The 23,211-nt window shown below is 50.0% G+C and carries 16 protein-coding genes; 13 read left to right on the top strand and 3 right to left on the bottom strand.

The genetic code is table 11. The features are described from left to right. Positions 1-10: 10 nt before the first annotated feature. Together hemB and hemL are read left to right on the top strand one after the other, a co-directional pair. Positions 11-982 (top strand): porphobilinogen synthase, encoded by a 972-nt coding sequence (gene hemB / locus CCY01nite_RS14195; protein WP_262713321.1) that lies wholly within the window; start codon positions 11-13, stop codon positions 980-982. Between the two features lie 11 nt (positions 983-993). Continuing rightward, positions 994-2,280 (top strand): glutamate-1-semialdehyde 2,1-aminomutase, encoded by a 1,287-nt coding sequence (hemL, locus tag CCY01nite_RS14190; RefSeq protein ID WP_146862768.1) that lies wholly within the window; start codon positions 994-996, stop codon positions 2,278-2,280. Positions 2,281-2,402: 122 nt separating this feature from the next. Here the strand turns inward: hemL and CCY01nite_RS14185 are convergent, their stop codons facing one another. From CCY01nite_RS14185 to CCY01nite_RS14175, 3 genes are all read right to left on the bottom strand, one after another. Beyond that, the gene (locus CCY01nite_RS14185; protein ID WP_146862766.1) at positions 2,403-5,249 is read right to left on the bottom strand and encodes a S9 family peptidase; all 2,847 of its coding nucleotides are present in this window, start codon (positions 5,247-5,249) and stop codon (positions 2,403-2,405) included. 88 nt (positions 5,250-5,337) lie between these two features. Continuing rightward, positions 5,338-6,123 carry a carboxylesterase family protein gene (locus CCY01nite_RS14180; RefSeq protein WP_146862762.1) on the bottom strand — a complete coding sequence of 262 codons (786 nt, stop codon included), beginning with the start codon at positions 6,121-6,123 and terminating at the stop codon, positions 5,338-5,340. Between the two features lie 88 nt (positions 6,124-6,211). Then, complete coding sequence (locus CCY01nite_RS14175; protein WP_146862759.1) at positions 6,212-7,012, bottom strand: hypothetical protein; 801 nt, start codon at positions 7,010-7,012, stop codon at positions 6,212-6,214. 176 nt (positions 7,013-7,188) lie between these two features. Between CCY01nite_RS14175 and CCY01nite_RS14170 the strand changes: the two genes are divergently transcribed. From CCY01nite_RS14170 to CCY01nite_RS14120, 11 genes are all read left to right on the top strand, one after another. Beyond that, on the top strand, positions 7,189-7,785 hold the full coding sequence (locus CCY01nite_RS14170) for a DUF4142 domain-containing protein (RefSeq protein ID WP_146862756.1): 597 nt from the start codon (positions 7,189-7,191) through the stop codon (positions 7,783-7,785). A 192-nt stretch (positions 7,786-7,977) separates the two neighbouring features. After that, on the top strand, positions 7,978-8,556 hold the full coding sequence (locus tag CCY01nite_RS14165; RefSeq protein ID WP_146862753.1) for an RNA polymerase sigma-70 factor: 579 nt from the start codon (positions 7,978-7,980) through the stop codon (positions 8,554-8,556). A 147-nt stretch (positions 8,557-8,703) separates the two neighbouring features. Beyond that, complete coding sequence (locus CCY01nite_RS14160) at positions 8,704-9,882, top strand: FecR family protein (protein WP_186831051.1); 1,179 nt, start codon at positions 8,704-8,706, stop codon at positions 9,880-9,882. A 197-nt stretch (positions 9,883-10,079) separates the two neighbouring features. After that, the gene (locus CCY01nite_RS14155; RefSeq protein WP_186831050.1) at positions 10,080-13,316 is read left to right on the top strand and encodes a SusC/RagA family TonB-linked outer membrane protein; all 3,237 of its coding nucleotides are present in this window, start codon (positions 10,080-10,082) and stop codon (positions 13,314-13,316) included. A gap of 24 nt (positions 13,317-13,340) precedes the next feature. After that, the gene (locus CCY01nite_RS14150) at positions 13,341-14,762 is read left to right on the top strand and encodes a RagB/SusD family nutrient uptake outer membrane protein (RefSeq protein ID WP_146862744.1); all 1,422 of its coding nucleotides are present in this window, start codon (positions 13,341-13,343) and stop codon (positions 14,760-14,762) included. Positions 14,763-14,800: 38 nt separating this feature from the next. Further along, positions 14,801-15,544, top strand: coding sequence for a DUF4843 domain-containing protein (locus tag CCY01nite_RS14145; protein ID WP_146862741.1), 744 nt, complete (start codon positions 14,801-14,803; stop codon positions 15,542-15,544). A 38-nt stretch (positions 15,545-15,582) separates the two neighbouring features. Continuing rightward, on the top strand, positions 15,583-17,076 hold the full coding sequence (locus tag CCY01nite_RS14140) for a PKD-like family lipoprotein (RefSeq protein ID WP_186831049.1): 1,494 nt from the start codon (positions 15,583-15,585) through the stop codon (positions 17,074-17,076). A gap of 16 nt (positions 17,077-17,092) precedes the next feature. Continuing rightward, complete coding sequence (locus CCY01nite_RS14135) at positions 17,093-18,220, top strand: TlpA disulfide reductase family protein (protein WP_146862735.1); 1,128 nt, start codon at positions 17,093-17,095, stop codon at positions 18,218-18,220. A gap of 36 nt (positions 18,221-18,256) precedes the next feature. Next, positions 18,257-20,404, top strand: a complete 2,148-nt coding sequence (locus CCY01nite_RS14130; protein WP_146862732.1) for a S46 family peptidase — start codon at positions 18,257-18,259, stop codon at positions 20,402-20,404. 31 nt (positions 20,405-20,435) lie between these two features. Then, entirely contained in the window at positions 20,436-21,767 is a 1,332-nt protein-coding gene (locus CCY01nite_RS14125; protein ID WP_146862729.1) for a TlpA family protein disulfide reductase, read from the top strand. Beyond that, a complete protein-coding gene (locus CCY01nite_RS14120) occupies positions 21,764-23,113 on the top strand; it encodes a TlpA disulfide reductase family protein (protein ID WP_146862726.1) in 1,350 nt (449 codons plus the stop codon). The genes CCY01nite_RS14125 and CCY01nite_RS14120 overlap by 4 nt, the downstream gene beginning before the upstream one ends. Positions 23,114-23,211 lie beyond the last annotated feature (98 nt).

Here is a 23,211-nt window from a genome sequence, read left to right as displayed (position 1 = left end):
AGCTATAGCGATGATAAGAAGAAACAGAATATTACGCAACTCCCCCGCCATCCGCGCGATGGTAGCGGAAACGATCCTTACGCCGGCCGATTTTATCGCCCCGCTGTTCGTGACCGAAGGAAAGGGCGTGAAAGAGGAGATCGGCTCCATGCCCGGATACTTCCGGCATTCGCTGGACCTCACCGTGAAGGAAGCGCAGGACCTCTGGGCCATGGGCATCAAAAGCGTGCTGGTCTTCATCAAATGCCCGGACGAGCTGAAAGATAATAAAGGCACCGAAGCCCTCAACCCGGACGGCCTCATGCAGCGCGCCGTGAAAGCCATCAAGGACGCCATTCCCGATATGGTGGTGATGACCGACGTGGCGCTCGACCCCTACTCTTCCTACGGCCATGACGGCATCGTAGAGGGACAGGAGATCGTGAACGACGCCACGGTGAACGTGCTCGCCGAAATGAGCGTGAGCCATGCCCGCGCGGGCGCGGATCTTGTGGCGCCCAGCGATATGATGGACGGCCGCATTCTCGCCATCCGCGAAGCGCTGGAATACAACGGCTTTTCAAAGACGGGCATCATGGCCTACAGCGCCAAATACGCCAGCTGCTTCTACGGTCCCTTCCGGGATGCGCTGGATTCCGCGCCGGGCTTCGGAGATAAAAAAACGTACCAGATGGACTTCGCCAATGCGCGCGAAGCGCTGAAAGAAACGCTGATGGACGTGGAAGAAGGCGCCGACATCGTGATGGTAAAACCCGCCATGGCTTACCTCGATATCATCCGTCTGATTAAAGACAGTGTGACCGTTCCCGTTAGCGCCTACCATGTCAGCGGAGAATACGCCATGATCAAGGCGGCCGCCAAAATGGGATGGCTCAACGAGGAAAAGGCCGTCATCGAAAGCCTCACCAGCATCAAACGCGCGGGGGCAGACCTCATTGCCACCTATTTCGCGAAAGACGCGGTGCAATTGTTGAACAAATAAAAACCCTCTGCATGTACACAAAAAGCAACGCATTATTCGAACAGGCCGGGAAAGTGATCCCCGGCGGGGTGAACTCGCCCGTCCGCGCATTCAAGAGCGTGGGTGGAACGCCTGTATTCATGCAGCACGCCAAAGGCGCTTATCTCTATGATGTGGACGGCAACCGTTACATCGACTATATCAACTCCTGGGGCCCGATGATCCTCGGCCATGCTTATGAGCCTGTTGTAAAAGCCATCCAGGAATATGCCACCTACTCCACCTCCTTCGGCGCGCCCACGGAACTGGAAGTAAAGGTAGCCGAGCTGATCGTGGACATGGTGCCGAACATAGACATGGTGCGGATGGTGAACTCCGGCACTGAGGCGTGTATGTCCGCCCTGCGCCTCGCGCGTGGGTATACCGGCCGGAACAAGGTGATCAAATTCGAAGGCAACTATCACGGCCATGCCGATTCTTTCCTGGTGAGCGCCGGCAGCGGCGTTGCCACGCTCGGCATACAGTCCGTTCCCGGCGTTACCACCGCCGTGGCGGAAGATACATTAAGCGTTCCCTACAATAACCTGCCTGCCGTTGAGCAGCTGGTAGCGGAAAATCCCGATCAGATCGCCGCCATCATCATCGAACCGGTGGCCGGCAACATGGGCTGCATTCTGCCGCAGCCGGGCTTCCTGGAAGGGCTGCGCGCACTTTGCGACGCCAACGGCATCCTCCTGATCATGGATGAAGTGATGACGGGCTTCCGCCTTGCCAAAGGCGGCGCACAGGAGCTGCTGGGCATTAAAGGCGACATCATCACCTTCGGCAAAATCATCGGCGGCGGCATGCCCGTAGGCGCTTTCGCCGGCAGAAGGGAGATCATGGAGCACGTTGCACCGGCGGGAAAAGTATACCAGGCGGGTACCTTGAGCGGCAACCCCATCGCGATGATCGCGGGGTATACGCTGCTGAAGACCTTACAGGAACATCCTTCGATCTATACACAGCTGGAAGAAAAGACCACGCAGCTCGCCACCGGGCTCCGCGAGGCTTTCGGCGCCGCCGGCGTTGTATACCAGATCAACCAGATCGGCTCCATGCTGTCCGTGCACTTTGCCGAATACCCGATCGTGGACTTCACCTCCGCTTCCGGCGCCAACAACGAGCTGTTCAGGCGCTTCTTCCACGCTATGCTGGAAAGAGGCGTTTACCTGCCGCCGTCCGCGTTTGAAACATGGTTCATCTGCCATGCGCTTACGCAGGAGGACATTGAGTTTACCGTGAATGCCGCCAAAGCGTCCATGCTGGCGATCAAATAAAGTAAATGAACTTGTGTATAAGCTGTCCCGCGGGGCAGCTTTTTTTATGCGCATTCCATAAAAAATCAACGCCCCGTTCTCACGAGGCGCTGACTATTTCTAACACTAAACAAACATTCGTTTTACTTCGATTTTGATTTCTCCTGCTCCTTCATTTTATCGAGATAGGATACTCCTTCCGTGATCCACTTCGGCGCGGTCTTTCCGAGCAGGTAATGATCAAACCATTCCCTTTGCCTTTTCTGGTAGTCGATCTGGTTTTCTTTTTTGGCGAGGCCGTGATTTTCATCCGCGTACACCAGCATCACATGCGGTTTTTCCATGCGGCGCATGGTGCCGTACATTTCAATGCCCTGGTGCCAGTCCACCGCCCCGTCCTTGTCGCCAAAAGCCACCAGCAGCGGCGCTTTGATATTGGCGGCCTGGTAGATCGGGGAGTTGCGCATGTGCTCCTGCATCCTTTCATACCAGGGGCCATCGAAGCGGCCCTGGCTGGTTTCGAAGATCTTCTGGTCCGGCACGCCGGAATTCCAGTAAATGGCGAGTGACATGCTGATGAGGTTCGTGAGCGGCGCACCGGCGCAGGCAGCTTTAAACAGATCGGTCTGCGTAATGATGAAAGAGGTCTGGTACGCACCCCAGCTGTGGCCCATCAACCCGATCTTGTCCTTATCTATCATGCCTGTTTTCAGCACTTCTTCCACGGCGGGCACCACGCAATCCACCGCGCTCATGCCGGGATCATTGATGTCATATACGATATCCGGGCGGAAGATGAAATATCCGCCGGTAGTGAAGTTGGTGGTATTGTACGCTCTCCGCTCCGATGGCTCCACGTACGCATGCACCGTGTTGGACAGCGTTTCGTAGATGTACACGATCATCGGGTATTTTTTGCCCGGCTGATAGTCCGCCGGGTAGAACAGCGCACCCTGCATTTTCTTGCCTTTCCTGTTGGTGAAAGACACCAGCTCGCTCTTGCCCCATTTGTAATCTTTCTGCTGTGCGTTGGTGGAAGCAATTTTCTGATCGCCCTCAAATCCTTTGGTAACGAACAGTTCAGGCGAGCGGTCATAATCCATCCGGGAGAAAAGATAAACGTCCGCATCCTCCGCTTTATCGGGGCGGGACAACATCATATCTTCATACAACACGCGGTTCAGCTTTCCTTTTTCCATCTTTGCGAAGCCGGTGAACTTGCTTTTATCTCCGTACAGGTAAAAGAAGATGGGCTTGCTGTCGTCCAGGAAAGGCTCTTTATCGTCCAGGCGCATCACGCGATGCTGGATTTCATCCGCCGTGCCGTTTGTCAGCTTGCGGAATCCTTTACCATCGGGCTTCACCGCGTACACATCATATTCATCGTACAGCAAAACTTCCTTATCGCCTTTCAACCATCCACCCATACCAAATGGCGGTTTTACAGCCGGATGATCGTCGCGGAAGTTCTCGAAAATGGTGGGGATGTTTTGCGTGAGGTTCGCCGTATGGCCGGTAGCCACGTTATAGGAGAACCATTGCTTATCCTTGTAATACAACGCGAATTTACCATCCGGTGAAAGCGCCGGAAGATGCCCGTTCTGCATGATGATCTTTTCTCCGATCAGCTTCCGCTCGCCGGTGCGGGCATTCACAAGATATACGTCTGTAAAGTCTTCCTTGAAAGCAGGCTTGTATTTTTTATCAGTGTAGTTCAGCGCGTAGGGATGGCTGCCGTAGAAGTTCGCCAGCGGCACGGTGTCGTTCGCCAGCTGGTGGAAGCTGTTGGCCGCGATATTCCACGCGGAGAGGTAGCTCTGATCTTTGTCTTTCGCATACGTGATCTTCTGGCGGGGCTGGATCTCGGCGTCTTTCCAGTGCCAGACATCTACTGCGGCGGGTTTCTCTTTGGAAGGTCTGGCGGCCGGTTTGCGTTCTTTTGCCGCAATGGCCGTATCGGCGCTCTTTTTGATCGCCGTATCGATGCTCCTTTCGACTGCCAGGTCGATGCCAGCCGAATCTTTTTGCTGTCCTTCTTTCTTGGAGGCAGTGTCTTTCTTTTCAGACTTTTTCGGCTTCGCCGTCCATTCATTGATATTGAAATAGGCAATCGCCAGGTTTTCGCTCAAACGAAGCGTGGACGACGGATTGATGCGCTGCCCTTTGGGAAAGGACGCCTGCGCGGTGGGATCGAATACGGCGAGCGACGGCTTTTTGTACAAAGGCGCGTAGACATATACTTTGGCATTCTCCTCTTCGTAATCCTCGTCCTTGATGATCTTGTAAAACGCCAGGCCATCGCCTTCCTTCGACCAGGTGAGCTTCGAGAATTTAAGCGTATCGCTGGCAATGACCTTGAGCGTGTAGTTGTTCAGGTTGAACAGTTCTACGGAATTGCCCGCCTGGTTGGCGGATTCCACGATATAGGCGAGGTAATCGCTTTTTTCGTTGAAAGCGTAATCCGTGACGTTGCCGATGGTGCGGGTAGTGCTGTCCGACAGGTTCTTCAGCAGCAGCACCGCGCCTTTGTCTTTATTGTCTTTCGGCGGCCGCAGGCTCACAGCGAGAAATTTTCCGTTTTCAGAGAACCGGAAAGCGCTCACATCGTCGATCACGGTCTTCTTGCCGGTTTGCAGGTTCAGCAGGCCCATTTTAAAGCGGACAGGCTGCCTTTGCTCGCGCAGCTTTTCGGCTTCTTTGTAGGCGACGCCGATACTCCAGGCCAGCCATTTATTATCTTTTGAAAACGAGGGCCGGGTACCGAACTCCAATGCGTAACGCTGGCTGGTAAGGCGGTTTACGATGTACAGGGAATCGTTGTCCTCCTGTACTTTCACTTCATAGGCCGCCCAACTCCCGTCCGGGGATAAAGCGGTGCCGGAGATGGATTGCCATTTTCCATAGTCGTCCGGGGAAAGATCTTTTTTTTGCTGTGCGGCAGCATTGAGGAAAAGGCCCATTGCCAGCAGCAGGGAATAGAAACGTTGCATGCGGTTGATTTAGATGATACTGTTGTAAACGCCTAAAAATAACGATTTAGGGAAACAGCCGTTCCCCCTTATGTGATGAATGGTGGTTTTAATGTTTTAATTCATGGGAAAAAAGCCACGGTAATAATTGCGGTTCGGCAAAGGCATTTTCCCAGCTGTTATGGCCTACGCCGGGGTATTCGGTATATTTCACGTCTGCTTTTTGCTCCTGCAGGCGGGCATAGAAATTCCGGGATGAAAAGGGCGGCACCACTTTGTCTTCCGCGCCATGGAAGATCCACAGGGCGGTGTGCTTTGCGTACCGGCTGCTGAGAGCTTCGTTGCCGGCGCCGCAGATGGGGAAAGCCGCCGCAAAGCGGTCCGGGAAGCGGGCCAGGATGTCGAACGTGCCCATTCCTCCCATGGACAGGCCGCCTACATAAACCTTTCTTGTATCTACCGATCCGGAGGCGGTGAGGCTGTCCAGCAGCTGGTGAACGAGCGCGGCGGGTTTGGTGGGCGGTGCGTCCGCGGGGAATTCGAAGCCGGCGAACTTGCCGGTGCTGTCGCGTTTCGGGCGGATGGGTGCCCACCAGGCGTCCTGTGCGCATTGCGGGAAGATCACGATGGCCGGGTATTTCTGACGGATGGTGTCGTTCAGGAACAGTTTGCCGCCGTGTTTGAGCTGGGCGAGGTTATCGTTCCCTCTTTCCCCTGCGCCGTGCAGCACGAGGATGAGCGGGTATTTTTTGGCCGCGTCGTAGTTGAGGGGCAGCAGGATGCGGTAGGGCAATACGCCTCCGTCGCGGCTGAACCAGCGGGCTTCATAGTCTTGCTGCTGCGCGGAAGCCAGGAAAGGGAGTGCCAGCAAAAAGTATAAAAGGATCTGTCTCATTGGAGTTCAATTGCGGTTGATACAGTAATTTACTAATTCGGCAGCAATTTATCAGCTCATTCCGCTCATCAGAATACTATATGATGAATTAATGCGCCTGCAATTTATCAGCATGCCGCCAATAAGCGCCTTTTCCCGGATCGAATGATTGTACGCTGGTACTTTCTCTTGTATCGATATGGATATTCGGGAAAAACTCCCGGTAACGCACGGCAAAGTAGACGGCGCCCTGTGTTGGGGCGGACACATCCTGGTAATTCAGCCGCACCTCCCGCGGCCTGCCCGTTTTGAAGCCTTTAAAGCTGCCCTGGAAATACTCTTCTTTTTCGAGGATGTGGGTGCCGGAGGGATCGAAATGGTAATAAAATTCACCGCCATACAGGGCGATGCCGAGGGGCTGCAGCGCCGGCAGCAGCCAGATGGAAACGGTTTTGTCGGCATGATACCGGATGAACTTGTTAAAGCGGGTATCCGATTTTCCGAGTATCAGTCCCGCCTCACGGTATGCATTATTAATGGCGCGGGAAACGCTGTGCAGCATGGCCGTGTCCGGCGGATCACAGACCACGTCTATCGTATCGTTCTCAAACAGTTTATAATGGAGCACCAGGTCATAGGCACTGTCGTTAAACTTGCCGTACACCGCATTCCAGAGGCTGTCCGTCCCTTTGAAGCAGAACCATTCGCGCCCCATGCGGGCCAGCTGGTCATACGTAGCCATGGTAACCAGCTCGGACATACGCCATGCGATGCTGTCGTATTCCACCATCCATTCAGCAATGGCTACCTTTTGCGTGAAAGCCTGATGGTTGAAGCGCAGGCGGTTCTTCGGTTGCGCCCATGCCGACTGGACCAGCAGCAAGGCTATCAACAATATCCTGGTTTTCATAGGTAAGGGTCTTTAACAATTATAAATATAATATTTTTTCACCATTCGTGGAATGATGATCGGGCAAAACGTGCATGCATTTCCACAAAAGCAGTTATAACACGGTTGTTTTCAGTGTGTTTCCGGCGCTGGCATAATCTTTTCGTTATATAAAGCTGAAACTAAATCCGACGAATATGAAAACACCAGCAATCTTATTAACGTTCGCCCTTGCAGGCATGATGGCAGCCTGTAATACCGGTACGCGTAACAATAACCAGGATTCCATTCCTGCCGAAGATACCGGTTTGACCCAGGATATGGCGCAGGATATGAACAGGGATGTGTTGAGCGATGATTCCCTCCGGGACGATTCCAAAAACATTACAAAAGCCGCGGAAGACGGCCTCTATGAAGTGAAGCTCGTTTCTTCCGGCAAGGCCAAAGCCAGCTCAGCCAGCGTGAAGAAACTGGCGGAGCATATGCAGAAAGCGCATGAGAAGCTGAATCAGCAACTGGCGGAACTGGCCACGAAGAAGAACGTGACCATTCCCACAGCACTGGAAGCATCCAAGGAAAAGGACATTGCCAATATCCTTGAAAAAACCGGTACAGACTTCGATAAAGCCTTTGTGGATGAGCTGATAGACAAGCACGAAAAGGCGATCGACCTGTTTGAGAAAACGTCACAGAATGCGCAGGACCCCGAGGTGAGGGACTGGTTTACGAAGACGTTGCCTGAACTGCGCAGTCACCTTGAAATGGCAAAAACGGAACAAGCGAAATTGAAATAGCAATAGCATAAGTCTCGATTAGGTTGCTCCGGCTCTTTTGGGCCGGAGTTTTTGCTTTTGAGAGGTCGCCAACGCCACCCTTGCCGCGGCTTGCCCCCCTCTGCCAGCCGCGCGTGGAATTGAACTTCAGGGGGAAAATCTGGGAAAAATGGTACTTTTGAGGTCAATAGATGTAATCTTACTCATCCCTGTATGGAGCAAACCGGCCAAACAATCCTGTCTATTGTCAAGTTTGAAGAGCTGTTCCGGAAACACTACAAGTTGCTGTGTTTGATCGGTAAACAGCTGGTTGGTGATTTGGACGTTGCGAAAGACCTGGTACAGGAATTCTATATTGATTTCTGGAGACGCCGCGAGGAGCTGCAGCTAACAGGCTCTTTCCAGTCATATGCAACACGCGCTGTTAAGAATTTATGCATCTCTTACCTGCGCGAGCGAGACGCAACCGAGGCGAAAAAAGATCAGTTGAAAGTTGCCGGGAGTTATGATCCGCTGCTGGAAGCCGAGTTGCAATCTGACCGGGAGAACCTGGATGAAAAACTAAAGGCTTCTATAGAAAAACTTCCGGCAGCGTGCAGAGATATATTGATGCTCCATAAATTTGAAGGCCTGACCTATGCCCAGATTGCCGAGCGGAACCAGATCTCGGTGAATACGGTGAAGACCCAGATAAAAAGAGCCTACGCTTTTTTACGGGATGAGCTGCGAAATCAACCGCTCCTCTTTATTTATTTTATCGTATTGTATTCGAAAGGTATCCCCATCGCGTAGTGATAAGCCCCGGTTTTCCCCCTTCCCGCTTATATAATTCCCTGTTTTAATGTGTCCCCGGCAATCATTGCCTCTGATAACGGGGAGCAAAATTTTTTGCATTGTTTGTCACCCGCCGGTTTATTTTTTACGACATATATTTAGATGATGAGCAAACCAGACAATATCGACCAGCCAAAGTGGGAACAAGTTCTTCGTTCGCTTGCACAGGGAAATGAAGTAAGTGAAGACCGCTTCAAAGAATTGACTGCCGAGGAAAGAGCCTATATCTCGGAAATCAACAACCAACAAAAGTTAAAAGAGGCCGTGGCTGATCTGGAAGCAATCGATCTGAGCGCTGATTGGCATGCCATGGGAGGCCGGTTGGAAGAAGAATCGGGCAGCAAACGGCTCGTTCCGCTGTTATCGAAATGGGTGCGCTATGCAGCTGCCGTGCTGTTGCCGCTTGCGGTTGCGCTGGGTATCTATACCTACCTGCCGGATCACAAAAAACAAGCGCCAACGGTTGAAAGCCAACCCAATATGCCATCCAAAGACGTGACTTTAATACTGGGAGACGGTAGCAAAGTTGCGCTGAAGCAGCGTCAATCCATTAAAAACCCGGATGGAACGCAAATCCACACAGACGCTGAAAATGCCCTGGTTTATCAGGCAAATGAGCATAACGCCGGCACCGCGGTGTTTAATACATTAATTATTCCCAGGGGCAAAACTTACAAATTGATACTGGACGATTTAACGGAAATATGGCTGAATGCAGATTCCCGTATCAGGTATCGGGCGAATTTTGCCGGCACCGCTACACGCGATGTCTATCTGGAAAAAGGGGAAGCATATTTTCAGGTGGCCCCAAACACAGGGAAACCGTTTATCGTACACAGTGGACAGATGAACGTGCAGGTGTTGGGTACTGCATTTAACATGCATACCTATTCGGGCAGCATTCTGACCACCCTCGTGGAGGGGAAGGTCAAGATAGCATCGTCCTCATCCGGGAAACAGCTCATATTGAGCCCCGGTCAGCAGTCCGGTTTTGATAAAAATACCGGCAGCCTTACAAAACAGGACGTGGATGTTTTTCCATCTGTAGCCTGGAAAGACGGGATGATCGTATTCGCGAATCAGACGATGGGCGATCTGATGGAGCAACTGGCCAGGATATACGATTACGAGATTGAATTTAAAGATCAGGGATTGAAACAATTACACTATACGGGCCGGGCCGATCGAGCCGAATCATTGCAAAATATTCTGGGGATTATCGAGGAAACATCAGCGCTGAAATTTACCATCAAAGACAGGACCGTTATTGTAGATAAGCCATAAATTATAAGAATAAAGCCAGGTTTAATAAATCAATTGCCCGACCGGGCAACAGGGACTTACTGTGTTCAAACTAAACTCAACCAAGATTAATGAAAAAAGAATGCCAGGAACTTGTTGGTGGAAAAAAAATCCCTAAAATGTTCTTCAGGAGAACAGCCTTTTTGACCTTCCTGTTTTTTGCCCTTTCAATCAATGTCATGGCGCAATTCCGGCAGAAAGTGAGCCTGAACCTCAGGAACGTTCAGCTTTCAACAGCGCTTGATGCCCTTCAGAAACAGGTGAAGGTTTACATCGTTTACAATCACGAAGAAGTAAATGCCAAACCTAAAGTTACGTTGAAGGTAAAAGATCTCGAGATCAACGACGTACTGGAGCGGTTGCTGGCAGGTTCGGGACTCAGGTTCAGTATGCGGTCGAACAGTATCGTCATCGGCCCGCAGATCGAAAAACCCCAAACTGCCACACCCTACCAAAACGTCATTACCGGGGAAGTGGTTGGCGAAAACGGGAAACCATTACCCGGCGCTACCATAGCGGAACTAGGCGCCGACCGTGGAACGATAACCGATGAAAACGGGCGCTTCCGGTTCGAATTGGCGGAAGACGCCGTATTCGTTGTTTCTTACCTGGGAATGGCCGATCAGCGGATCTATGTAGCGGGGAAAACAAGTTTCAAAATCGTCATGAAGCCGAAAGACGCCACCATCGACCAGGTGGTGGTGACAGGTATTCCTTATAACCGGCGGGCGGAGAGTTTTACCGGGGCTGCTACAAAATTCACCAGGGAAGAGCTGCTAAGGGCCGGCAACGTGAATATCTTTCAGAGCCTGAAAAACCTCGAACCCTCCCTGAACATCCAGGATAACCTTGCATTTGGCTCGGATCCGAATAAAATGCCGGAAATGCAGCTCAGGGGCGTATCCTCCTTTCCGGACCTCAAGGGACAGTATGCAACCAGCCCGAACCAGCCGTTATTTATCGTTGACGGTTTTGAAGTAACCATCGAAAAAGTGTCGGATCTCAATATGAACAGAATTGAATCCCTCACTATTCTGAAAGATGCATCTGCTAAAGCGCTATACGGTTCCAGGGCCGCCAACGGCGTTATCGTTATTGAAACGGTAAAAGTAAAACCGGGTGAACTGCGAATCAACTATACCGCCACCGTGGGGCTGGAAGTCCCGGACCTCGGAAGCTATAACCTGGCAAATGCCTCGGAAAAAATCGACCTGGAACGGCAGCTTGGCGCATACGACAGGCCACAACCGATCGTAGGACTTGAGTACGATAGCCTTTATTATGCGAATCTGAAGGAAGTACAAAACGGGGTAAATACGGATTGGCTGGCACAACCCGTCAGGATAGGGATATCCAATAAGCATACGTTGGGCTTTGAGGTGGGTGATGACAAACTGAGAGCCGGACTGACCTTCTATTCGAACAATATCCAGGGCGTGATGAAAGGCAGCGAACGCAAAAGCATGGGCGCCGCTATATCACTTACTTACCGGTATAAAAATATCCTCTTCAGAAACCTGCTTCAATATACCGGGGTAAAAGCGGCCAATTCCCCATATGGCGAATTTTCGGAGTACGCAAAGTTGAATCCTTACTGGCGGCCTTTCAATCCCGACGGCACCGTGCGCAAGTTCCTGGGCATCGGTCCTGTCCTTTCTGAATATGTGTATAACCCTATGTATAACGCTACGCTTAATACCGCATCTACTTCAGCATATACGGATTTTACGAACAATACTTACCTGGAATGGACATTGAATAATAGTTTGAAAGTGATTGGCCGGGTTGGATTTGCCAATACCGTCAATGGATCGGAAATATTCATGCCGGGCAGCCATACCCTGTTTAACAATTTCACGGGCGATAACCTGTTTTTGAAGGGGACCTATGATAAAGGTCATGGCAAATCTTCGATGTTAAGCGGCGATATCAACGTGAACTATTCGAAAATATGGGGAAAGCACATCCTGTATACTAACATTGGCGCGAATATTCGTGAAGATAATGCCGAAAATTACCTGTATAGCGCAATAGGTTTTCCGAACGACAAAATGGATAACATCATTTTTGCCAAGCAATACGCGCTCAACGGTAAACCTTCCGGCACGGAGGCCATCGACCGTGAACTGGGCGGACTGGCGGCGGTAAACTATGCTTTTGACAACAGGTACCTTGTTGACTTATCGATACGTACCACCGCTTCGTCGCAGTTTGGCGCGGAAAACCGCTGGGGCACTTTTTGGTCTGCCGGTGCGGGCTGGAATTTGCATAATGAAAAGTTCCTGCTGGGGAATAATACCCTTACCCACTTGAAGCTGCGTGGTTCCATGGGCTATACCGGATCGCAGCATTTCAACTCCTACCAGGCAATGTTGCTGTACAGCTACTTTGTTGACAATTCCTACCAGGGCATGCTCGGCACGTATCTGAACGGGCTGGCCAACAAGCACCTGAAGTGGCAGCAGAAACTCGATTATAACGTTGGGCTGGACGCAGAGCTGATGTCGCGTTTGAATGTGCGTGTCGATGTTTACAACGCGATCACGACCAACCTGCTGACAGATATTACCACTCCCCCGTCACTGGGTTTCGCATCCTATAAAGCCAACCTGGGGCAGATCCGCAATTCCGGAGTGGAATTTAAACTGAACTACCGGCTGCTGGCCAATGCATCCATCAGGAGATCGCTTAACCTGTTCGTGTCGGGTATCTCGAACAAGAACAAAATCGTAAAGATCTCCAACTCGTTGCAGAGCATTACAAAAGAACAGGATGAACTTTCCGCTAACAGCAATAAACCGTTTGTCAGATTCCAGGAAGGCCAGTCGCTCGATGCCATATGGGCCGTGCCTTCCAGGGGTATCGATCCTGCCACGGGCAAGGAAATATTCGTGAAAGCCGATGGAACACTCACGGATGTATGGGATGCCAATGACAAAGCCGTTGTAGGCGTAAACCAGCCTACCCTGTTTGGAAACCTCGGGGCGAATTATGAGTACAAGGGCTTCAGCATCGGCGTCATTGCGCAGTACCGGACGGGCGGACAGATCTACAACCAGACGCTGGTTGACAAGGTAGAGAACGCGCAATTGAATTATAATGTTGACAAGCGTGCCTATTACGACAGCTGGAAAGCGCCCGGCGACAATGTGTTGTTCAAAAGCATTGGAACGTCCAACGCGCTCACCCTGGCTACTTCCCGGTTTGTGCAGGATTTAAGTGAATTGAACATATCCTCGGTAAACATCGGTTACGATTTTTACCGGTTCAGTTTCGTTGAGGCATTAAAGCTGCAGCGCCTGCAGGTCATGATCAACATGAATGATGTGTACCGGTTCTCTAACGTGCGGCTGGAAAGGGGAACAGCTTATCCTTTTGCCCGTTATGGTTCATTTACCGTTATGGCTAACTTTTAACCGCACATTTTAAATCAATAAGAAATGAGAAATAGATGGATTATAGGCTTAACCGCCATCATGGCGATGCTGTTTGCCGGTTCATGTAAAAAATGGCTGGATGTGCAGCCCCGTACCAAGATCAAATCTGATGTACTGTTGCAAACCGAGCAGGGATATAAGGATGCATTGATTGGTTGTTATACGTTGATGAAGTCACAGTCATTATACGGCCGCGAATTGACTTTCGGCTTTATGGAGGCCGTGGCCCAGCAGTACGATACGTATAACAATTCCACTTACGGCAATGTGTCCCAGTTCAAATATACCACTGATGCGGCGGTGCGCGCCCAGATAGACGGTATCTGGAATGGCATGTATAATCTGCTGGCAAATGTGAATAATATCCTTGATAATATCGATAACAATAAAGGCATATTTACGGGAAATAATTACCGGATCATTAAAGGGGAAGCGCTGGCGCTGCGGGCCTTTGCCCATTTTGACCTGTTGCGTTGTTTTGCATCCGCGGATCTGACCAAAACAGCCATTCCTTATGTCAATCGCCTTTCCAATGATGTGGTGGCAAGATCTACCGGCGAGCAGGTAATGGCCCTTGTCCTGAAAGACCTGGAAGATGCGGCTGCCAACCTGGAGGCGGACCCGATAAGAACAGGCGCCAAGAAGTCGACGGCCGACGAGTTTTTAAACAACCGCCATCAGCGCCTGAACTACTTTGCGGTAAAAGCCATTGCAGCAAGAGCATGTCTTTGGAAGAATGATAAGGTCAACGCGCTGGCGTACGCAACAGAGGTAATGCAGGCGGGAGAACAATATTTCCCGTGGATACAGACCGCTCATATTTCCAGCTCTTCAGACAGGGACAAAGACTTTACTTTTTCCACCGAAAATCTTTTCGCGCTGAACGTTTTTGACCTGAAACCGATAACCAACAGGTGGTTTTTTGCGGCTACTCCCACGGACCTGCTGTTTAGAGGGTCTTACTATTATGAGGAAATGTTTGAAAAAAGCACGATCGGCGCAAACGACTACCGGTTGATCTTCACTTCAAGGTTGTCCGGCTGGGATTATATCCTATACAAATTCTTTCAACCTGATAACTATAATGTAGCGTACGCTTCCATGATCCCGCTTGTGAGACGTTCGGAAATGAACTATATCGCTGCGGAATGCTATGTTGGAACAGACAACAACAAGGCCGTAGCGTTGCTTAATGAGGTAAGATCTCACAGGGGAATAACCACGCCGCTTTCCGGCTCGCTGACAGATGGGCAGGTCAGGGAAGAGATATTGAAAGAATACAGGAAGGAATTCCAGGGCGAGGGACAAATGTTCGGATACTGCAAGAGAACGAAGATGGAGTATTTCCCGACGCATTATATCAGCCTGACGGATGAACAGCTCGTATTCCCGATGCCTGAAACCGAGATTGAATTCGGTAAATAGAAATAAATAGAGATTGCTAAACTTTAATACGATTAAAAATGAAGGCAATAATCGAAATATACGGAGCGCTTCTTTTCTTCATGATCGCATTTGGCGCATGTGCGAAAAAAGACATTCCCGCTTACGAGAATGACGCACGGTTGTTTTTCCAGATCCCGGGGACTGGCAGTACCGCGCTGCGCGATTCTATCATCTATTCGTTTCCCGCCCATCCGAATGTCGGGGACCACGATACGCTCTGGTTCAATGCCAACATCATGGGCAATGCGGCTCCCGTGGACAGGGAAATAGGAATCGGGATAAATGCCGCCGGAACAACGGCGGTGGAGGGCACGCATTATAAATTCGAAAGCAGGATACTGCCGGCAAATGCTTTTTCCGTACGTATTCCCATCCTGATTTACAGGGAGGGTTTAAAGGACAGATCGGTAAGGCTGGAAATAGAGGTGGCCGAGAACCAGCATTTCAAAGCAGGCTATGAACGGTATCGGAAAGCCGTATTTATCTGGGGCGATAAATTTATGAAACCGGATATCTGGGACAAGTCCAATTACCGGAATGCCTTTGGCGAATTTACGGAAACCCGGTATGCTTTCATCCTGAAGGCCTGCAATATAACCGAACTTCCTGACCCGATGGACCTCGTGCTGCTGGGTTATTATAATGCGGTAGTGCGGGAGGCGTTGCTGGAATATAACTCCACTCCCGGAAATGAAGCCCTTAAAGATGAGCTCGGAAGTGTCGGGTTCCCGGTATTTACAGGTATAGGCAGTAATGGTTGATTAAATAGATAATAGTAATGAAAAGATATAACTACTGTATGGCAGTTCTGGCTGTAGCTGGATTGTGTTTGTCCGGCTGCGTCAAGGATGAAGGCAATTACGATTATAAAGACTTAAGCACCCGCTTTGTGGATACAGCGGCAATGCCGAATACTTTCTATGTCAAGCAGAATGAAAGCGTGGAGGTGGATGCCATAAGCGCTCCGGGCGCTCCCGTGAACCTGGAATATGAGTGGCGGTTGGTGCAGCAGAGCTATACGCCGGACCCGGCAACAGGGGCTTTCTTTAACAAGTTGCTGGGCCATGCAAAGAAGCTGTCTTATAAGGTGGTGGACGCTCCCGGGAGTTATGTGCTGGCATTGTATGTGAAGGATATGGCAAACGGCGGCATTACGCAAATGGTTAAAATGCCGTTTACGATCGGCTCTTATGCATCACCGGGATGGATGGTCATGCACGGGAATAATACCGAAAGCGATATCAGCATTGTCGTGAATAATAAATTACTGGGCAGTGTATTGCCCGATAACACGGATTACGTGCAAGCCAACGTGTTTTCAGAAACCAACGGTGAAAAAATACCGGGCCAGGGCGCGAATGTCGTAGCACTGAGCCACAACTGGATTGGTGTATTCACGGCAACCGGCCAGGGAGGATACCGGGTGAGCGGGAATGACCTGCGGATCAAATATAGTTACGCCGACATGTTCATCAACCCGCTTTCGGCGGCCGATATCGGGTTTCAGACATTTGAAAAATGGGGTTACAATGAACTGCTCGTTAATAAGGGTGATGTTTATTTTATTCCGCAACCTTCACCGGATGTCTATAGCAAGTTTGGCATTAAATGTTTTGGCGAAGATTACAAAGCCGCGCCTTTTATGGCTACGATTTTCAATTGGGCCTACTACGGGGTGTTTTATGACAAGAAGAATCAGCGCTTCCTGTATATCAACTACGAACGAAATGTAAAGCAATTTAACGCGCCGGGCGCGACGGCTAAATTTGACATGAGAAATGTGGGGAAAGAGATGGTTTACGCGGAACACGGGTTTGAGGGGAGATGGTTTTGCGTCATGCAGGATGAAGCCAACCCTGATTCCCGCGAGTTGTTTGTATGCAGGTTCGATGAGTATGACGATGGAAACAGGGGCGTAGACCGTATCGATATCAGCGCGGCTACCGGGCTCAATGCAGCGAAATTCTTCGCTTTCGGAGATAAGGCCAATGTCATGTACTACGCTACCGATAATAAAATTTATCAGAACAACTATGCGGGCGACCGCTCCTCCACGCTAAGGTACGACCTGGCGGCATCGTATCCCGGCCATGTGATTACAGGCATGAAGTTATTGGAGGTGAATAACCATAATTATGATGGAAAAATCCTTTATGTGGCGCTTTACAATCCCGCTACAGGCGCGGGAACATTGCTGCAGATCGATGTGAACGAGGTGAGCGGTGTTTTCGGAGCAATAAAGGAGTATACCGGTTTTGGCAGAATAGCAGGAATGAATTATAAATCCAACTAAAAAAATAAGCTCAAGCATGAAGAATATCCGAGTAAAGTGTATGGTGGCCATTGCAGGCCTTTCCCTGGCGGTTGTGCCGGGAATGGCGGCCGAGCAGCCCTATTGCGTGGTTAAAGGTAAAATTGATGGTATTAGCAAGGAATCCAGGATCATTGTGCAGCGCAACGGAGGAGACCATGGGGCGGACGTGCGCATCAAACAGGCGGTCATTAAGGCCGATGGCGCATTCCAGTTCACGCTTCCGGAAGCGGTGTGCAACCAATTGTATGATTTTCGGATTGAGGGGATGAGAGGGTCCTTTATTTTCGTGGCGGAGAAAGGACAGGTGAAAGTTGCCGGCGACATCAAAAAAATGTACATGGCTGAAGTAAGCGGAACGCCGGAGAACGACCGTTGGAACGACTATCAGCATTTTACCCGCAGACAGACTATCGTCAGCAATGACATGAACATGAGCGGAGACAAGTACAGTCAGGAAGAAAAGGCCGCTATATTCAACCGGCTTCAATCGGAAAGTAAAGCGTACGCGGATTCTTTGGCCAATAATTACCCGGGGTCCATCGTTGCATTGTACGTGGCCAAAATGCCGCTGATGATGATGAAACACAGCCGGATCGATAGCGTGCTGAACGTGTTTGCTCCCCATTTTTCCAGGCACCCCTACTATCTGCAAATGAAAAAACGCGCGGATATACTGCGGAAAGTGGCCCCGGGCGCAATCGCTCCCGACTTTAACGTGCTGCAGCCAGATGGAAAATCTAAAATCGCATTGTCTTCCTTCCGCGGAAAATATGTGATGCTGGATTTCTGGGCTTCCTGGTGCGTTCCCTGTCGCGCCGAAAATCCGCACACAAAACAATTATATGAAAAGTACCGCTCGCGCGGCCTTGAAGTGATCTCTTTTTCACTGGACCATGAAATTGCGCTCTGGAGGGAAGCGATCGCCAAGGATGGCATGACGTGGAAAAATGCGTCGGACCTGGTGGGAGGCCTGAAATCACCGGTGGCTAAATTATACGGGATCGACGGGATTCCCGCCATCTGGATCATTGATCCCAAAGGGAAAATTATCGCGGAAGGCGTAAGAGGGGAAGCACTCGAAGCGCTGCTGACCTCCATATTCAGCCAGGAATCCAAATTGTAACCCACCTCCACACCAAAACAGAGATTAAAATTGAACATGTACAGGAAAACCATTGTGCGCTGGTCACTGCTTGGCGTACTGATATTGTCTTTTGCCGGCCGGTTGCGGGCGGACGAAGGCATGTGGCTGCTGGCGCTGTTGAAACAGTACAATGCAGAAGAGTTGAAAGCAATGGGGCTGAAAATCCCGGTCGAAAAGCTGACCGGTGAAAGTGAAGGCGCGCTGAGCGAAGCGGTAGTCGCTTTTGGGTCCGGATGTACCGGCTCGTTCATTTCAGGATCGGGATTGGTACTGACGAATTATCACTGCTCTTATGGCGCCATTCAGCAGTATTTATCCCTGTCTAACGATATCACAGGTAATGGGTATTGGGCCGCCAGACCAAGTGATGAGCTTGCCGTGAGCGGTCTGGCGATTACCATCAATAAAAAGATCGTGGACGTAACGGCCGAAGTGAAGGCGCAGTTGCGGGACGCAGTTGACGCTAATAGTGTAAAAAAGGCCGTGGCTGCGGTCGCCGGTAAATATGAGCGGCAGCATCCCGGTTATCATATCCTCATCAAACCTTACAGGAACAACACGTTGTTTGTGCTTTTCCTGCAGCTGCAATACAGGGACGTCCGGTTAGTAGGCGTCCCTCCCAGGAACGTAGCGAAATTTGGCGGAGAAACCGATAACTGGATGTGGCCCCGGCAAAGTGCGGATTTCGCATATTTCAGGGTCTATGCAGACAAAAATGGGAGGCCTGCTCCCTATTCCAGAAGCAATGTTCCCTTGCAGGTAAAAAACTACCTGCACATTTCAACCGGCGGATATGAAAAGGGCGATTTTGCCATGTCGATGGGATACCCGGCGCAGTCGGAGCGCTATGCTACTTCTTACCAGATCCGGCAAAAGACGCAGGTGCTGAACCCGCCGATGATTGCCGTACGCGCGGCTACGCAGGCGATTTTAGAAAAGGGAATGGAGAAGAGCCAGGCCTTGAAGCTGCTGTACGCCGAAAAGTATGCAACCTCTGCCAACTATTACAAGAATGCTGTGGGGATGAATTTCTGGGTAGACAAGTTGCATATCCTCGATAAAAAAGAGGCTTTCCAGGATGACTGGTGGCGCTGGGCAATGGAGGACGAGACAAGAAAAGCCATGTATGCAAATACTTTGCAGGAGCTGAAAGCACTAACGGAGGCCAATGACCGGTTAAAAAGGGCGCATGCGTATTATACGGAATGTTTCTCAACATCCAGTGATATTGCCCAATTCCTTACGGCGTTTGGCGCGGGGTTTTATAACTATAATGCCAACCGGAAAAAATACCCTGAGAGCAACAGGAACCTGGTGGTTAACACACAACTGTATTACAGGAAAATGGATATGGCTGTTGAACGGCAGATTACAAAGGCCATGTTGAAAATAATCAGGGACAGCCTGCCGGCGGACCTGCAGCCGGAAATATTTGCAGTAAAACATCTGCAGTCCAACGAGCAGATCGATCACTATGTGGAAGAGGTGTTCAAAACGTCGTTTTTTGCGGATTCAGTGAAAATCCGGGATTGGTTTAAAAGTACGTCGGGCTCCGTAACCAACGATCCCCTGGTGGAGCTGATGGAATCCATTGAGAAAAAGCAAAGGGAAACGTACCGGTTGGCAGAGTCCAACGCGCGCAGAATTTCCGCGCTCACGACAGCTTACTATAACAGCGTTTGCGAGTTTAAGGCCGGCAGGTACTATCCGGATGCCGACAGGACGATCCGCCTTTCCTATGGAACCGTGTCGGACCTGGTGATCGGCGGGAAAGCCGTGCCCTGTCAAACCACACTGGACCACCTGGTGGCGAAAGCGGATACGGTGAATAGGGATTACCTGTTAAACGGGGATTTAGCCCGGTACTGGAAGCAAAAGGATTATGGGAAATACGGTGTGAACGGAACAATGCCGGTTTGTTTTATCACCAATGGTGATGTTACGGGCGGCAATTCGGGGAGCCCGATGCTGAATGCGCAAGGCGAGATCATTGGATTAGTATTCGACTGCAACTGGGAATCCATGACCCGGGAGTTTAATTACGAGAAAGACCTTCACCGGGTGATATGTGTCGATGTTCGCTATTTGCTATTCGTAACATCAAAGTTTTCAGGAACACCCAGGGTCATCGCTGAAATTGAACAGGCTAATCAGGCTGCGTGAACCGCCATCTCATGAAAAATCAGGAAAATACATGAAACAAATATGCAAACCATTGCTCGTCATTGTTTACACGCTGTTGTTTGTCAGCCAGGCCTTTGCCGGAGGTGGCATCCCCACAACCGTTAAGGGAAACATACGAGGATTCGATGTTGAACAGATTCAATTAAACAGGCGCGAATCCATCCACGGGTTCCAGGTAATAGATTCTCTGGGAACCGATGGACAGTTTCAGCTTGACATGAACCTGGCTACCGCCGGATTTTATGTGTTGACCAGTGAGGAAGACAGGCTGTTTATGTTGGAAATATACCTCCGGCCAGGGGATCAGCTTGTCCTGGAAATGAATAAAGAGCAGGTTGCTTTTACCGGCAAGGGAAGCGTGCTCAACCAGTTTTTGCACGACATCAGCGGGAAATCGTATACGGAACAGGTGGCTGCCATCGAAGGAATGGCCAATCCCGAATTGGTCCGCCACAAGGCGCTGTTGAAGGGGAATGCGCAAGGAGCTTATCTGAATAAGGTTTTTGGTCCGCTGGTGGAGGCCAAAATACATGGGGCGGATCCCGGGATACAGGAAGCGGCTTTTACCGGTTTGAATATCCGTTTAGTCCCTGAGATCATGGTGTATCCCAACTGGCTGCAAACCATCACGGAATTAATGTATGCCAAAATGAAAGCAGGCGAGCTGAAGGTCCGCAGAGCGGAAACCTGGGTCGCAGATTTTGGCAGCGCAATTGAAAACCAGCAATTGAAGGAAGCATTTATGACCGCCGCCCTTAGCTATTCCGTATCGAACGGGGACCTCGTATCTATTCAGGCGGAAATCAGGGAAGCATTGCCATTCATTAAGGATAAAAGCAACCTTGCGAAGATCAATGCGCTGAAGCCCAAAATAGTTCGCTGGAAGGCCTTTTTCAGGAACGCATTGCCGGGAACGGATATGAGCCAATATACCTTTCAGAATGTGAAAGGAGAAACGGTATCGATCAAGGATTATCGCGGCAAGCTGATCTATGTCGACATCTGGAATACCGGTTGCAAACCATGCATTGCGGAAATGCCCTACCTGAAGGAATTGGAACATGAATTGAAAGGACGGGATATTGTGTTCCTTTCCGTGTCCTGCGATAATAGCACGGAACTATGGAAGAAATTCATGCAGAAACGTAACATGAATGGCGAACAACTCATTATGATCGGGAAAAAGGACACTTTCTTCGACAGAATTGGAATGGGAGGGGTTCCACGCTTCGTGATCCTGGACAAAGCAGGCAAGATCATAGATTATAATTCCTGCAAGCGCCCTTCTAACCCGATATTGAAAATTTACCTGGAGGAATTATTAACTAAATCGGCATCATGATAAGATACTTTTCATTCCTTGCTATTATTATTTGTTCCGTTCTAACGGTCAGTGCCCAGGTAACGATGATTAATGGTATTTCAAAAAGAACCAGGCGGGAACCTGTAAAATTATTCAGCGTAACGCAAGGTCAGATGACGGAGGTGGCGGTGGTGACGCCGGCTGCCAACGGAGCTTTCAGCTTTACATTCAAGCCGCTTTACAAGGGGTATTACCTGGTGGGTGTTGGAAGTGTTAATAATGGAACGCAGGATAAGTTTAAAGTGTATGTCAAAGGTGATGATCAGATCAACCTGGAGTTGACAAACGCAGGGTACATGCTTGTGGGGAGGAACAACAAGGAAAACCAGGTATTGGAGCAATGGTATAAAACAGCCTGGAAGCTCGAGCGTAAAACCGTTTACTTCGATCGCGGTCCGAGGTCTTTCGCCGGATTTTTTCCCATCCTCGAGGAAACGGTGGAAAAGGCCCGAAACTGGAGCAACCTCCATCAGACAGGTAATGTGGAATTCGACGCGTTAATGAAGCATACGGTAGATTATGACCTCGGGTATTATGCGCTGACCTTATTGCTGTATCCGACGGCGTCCAAGCCTCGCGAAGAGGACTATTCCCCCTATGTCACGAACTTTGATGCGGATCAATTCCTTCAAGACGAAGTCCTGCTTCGGTTTCCTTATGGTTTAAAAATGCTCGGCCACCTGGTGGCGTTTAAGAATAAAGGTCTGGATAATGATTTTGGGAGCCGTGTAATGTCTATTCCAAACGATCGTTTGAAAGGGGACTACGCCCTGGCTTATGCTGCCACGGCAAAATCGTATGCCCGGTTTGCGGAAATTGCTGCCCAATACGGCAAATATTTTGTCCGGGAGGATCAGCAGTCGACTTTGGCGGCGATCGAATCAAAGATCAATATTTACAAGACAGGTGCTGCAGCGATCAATTTTACCTATCCGGACGTAAAAGGCAAACAGGTTTCATTGGCGGATTTCAAAGGCAAGGTAGTGCTGGTGGATATTTGGGCGACATGGTGTGGGCCTTGTGTGAAGGAAATTCCTTCGTTGAAGCAGTTGGAACAGGAGTTTCACGGTCAGGATGTGGTATTTGTAAGTATTTCCGTTGACGACCCAAAGGATAAAAAAGTTTGGGAGAAGTTTATCGTGGACAAGCAATTGGGCGGTGTACAGCTTTTCGCGGGCGCAAAAGCGCAAATTAAACGGGACTATAAAATAAGTGGTATTCCGCGATTCATGCTTTTTGACAAGCAGGGGAAGATTATAGATGTAGATTCCCCTCGCCCAAGTGATCCGGAATTAAAAGAAATCCTGGTGAAATATTTGCAATAGCGGCGCTTCCTCGATAAAAACTTAGAAACAAAAGAATCAATATCTTCCAAGTTTACCTGCAAGATGTCGTGACACTCTTCGTTAAGCTATTCTTATCT

The organism is Chitinophaga cymbidii (assembly GCF_007992715.1).
Taxonomy (GTDB): domain Bacteria; phylum Bacteroidota; class Bacteroidia; order Chitinophagales; family Chitinophagaceae; genus Chitinophaga; species Chitinophaga cymbidii.
The sequence above is the reverse complement of the archived record's forward strand: the minus strand, read 5'-3'. Positions and strand labels throughout refer to the sequence as shown.

Coding starts and splice junctions, on each gene's coding strand:
- CCY01nite_RS14135 (WP_146862735.1), top strand. CDS start 17,093: ATGAAGAATATCCGAGTAAAGTGTATGGTGGCCATTGCAGGCCTTTCC.
- CCY01nite_RS14130 (WP_146862732.1), top strand. CDS start 18,257: ATGTACAGGAAAACCATTGTGCGCTGGTCACTGCTTGGCGTACTGATA.
- hemL (WP_146862768.1), top strand. CDS start 994: ATGTACACAAAAAGCAACGCATTATTCGAACAGGCCGGGAAAGTGATC.
- CCY01nite_RS14155 (WP_186831050.1), top strand. CDS start 10,080: ATGGCGCAATTCCGGCAGAAAGTGAGCCTGAACCTCAGGAACGTTCAG.
- CCY01nite_RS14180 (WP_146862762.1), bottom strand. CDS start 6,123: ATGAGACAGATCCTTTTATACTTTTTGCTGGCACTCCCTTTCCTGGCT.
- CCY01nite_RS14170 (WP_146862756.1), top strand. CDS start 7,189: ATGAAAACACCAGCAATCTTATTAACGTTCGCCCTTGCAGGCATGATG.
- CCY01nite_RS14140 (WP_186831049.1), top strand. CDS start 15,583: ATGGCAGTTCTGGCTGTAGCTGGATTGTGTTTGTCCGGCTGCGTCAAG.
- CCY01nite_RS14150 (WP_146862744.1), top strand. CDS start 13,341: ATGAGAAATAGATGGATTATAGGCTTAACCGCCATCATGGCGATGCTG.
- CCY01nite_RS14185 (WP_146862766.1), bottom strand. CDS start 5,249: ATGCAACGTTTCTATTCCCTGCTGCTGGCAATGGGCCTTTTCCTCAAT.
- hemB (WP_262713321.1), top strand. CDS start 11: ATGATAAGAAGAAACAGAATATTACGCAACTCCCCCGCCATCCGCGCG.
- CCY01nite_RS14175 (WP_146862759.1), bottom strand. CDS start 7,012: ATGAAAACCAGGATATTGTTGATAGCCTTGCTGCTGGTCCAGTCGGCA.
- CCY01nite_RS14145 (WP_146862741.1), top strand. CDS start 14,801: ATGAAGGCAATAATCGAAATATACGGAGCGCTTCTTTTCTTCATGATC.
- CCY01nite_RS14165 (WP_146862753.1), top strand. CDS start 7,978: ATGGAGCAAACCGGCCAAACAATCCTGTCTATTGTCAAGTTTGAAGAG.
- CCY01nite_RS14125 (WP_146862729.1), top strand. CDS start 20,436: ATGAAACAAATATGCAAACCATTGCTCGTCATTGTTTACACGCTGTTG.
- CCY01nite_RS14160 (WP_186831051.1), top strand. CDS start 8,704: ATGAGCAAACCAGACAATATCGACCAGCCAAAGTGGGAACAAGTTCTT.
- CCY01nite_RS14120 (WP_146862726.1), top strand. CDS start 21,764: ATGATAAGATACTTTTCATTCCTTGCTATTATTATTTGTTCCGTTCTA.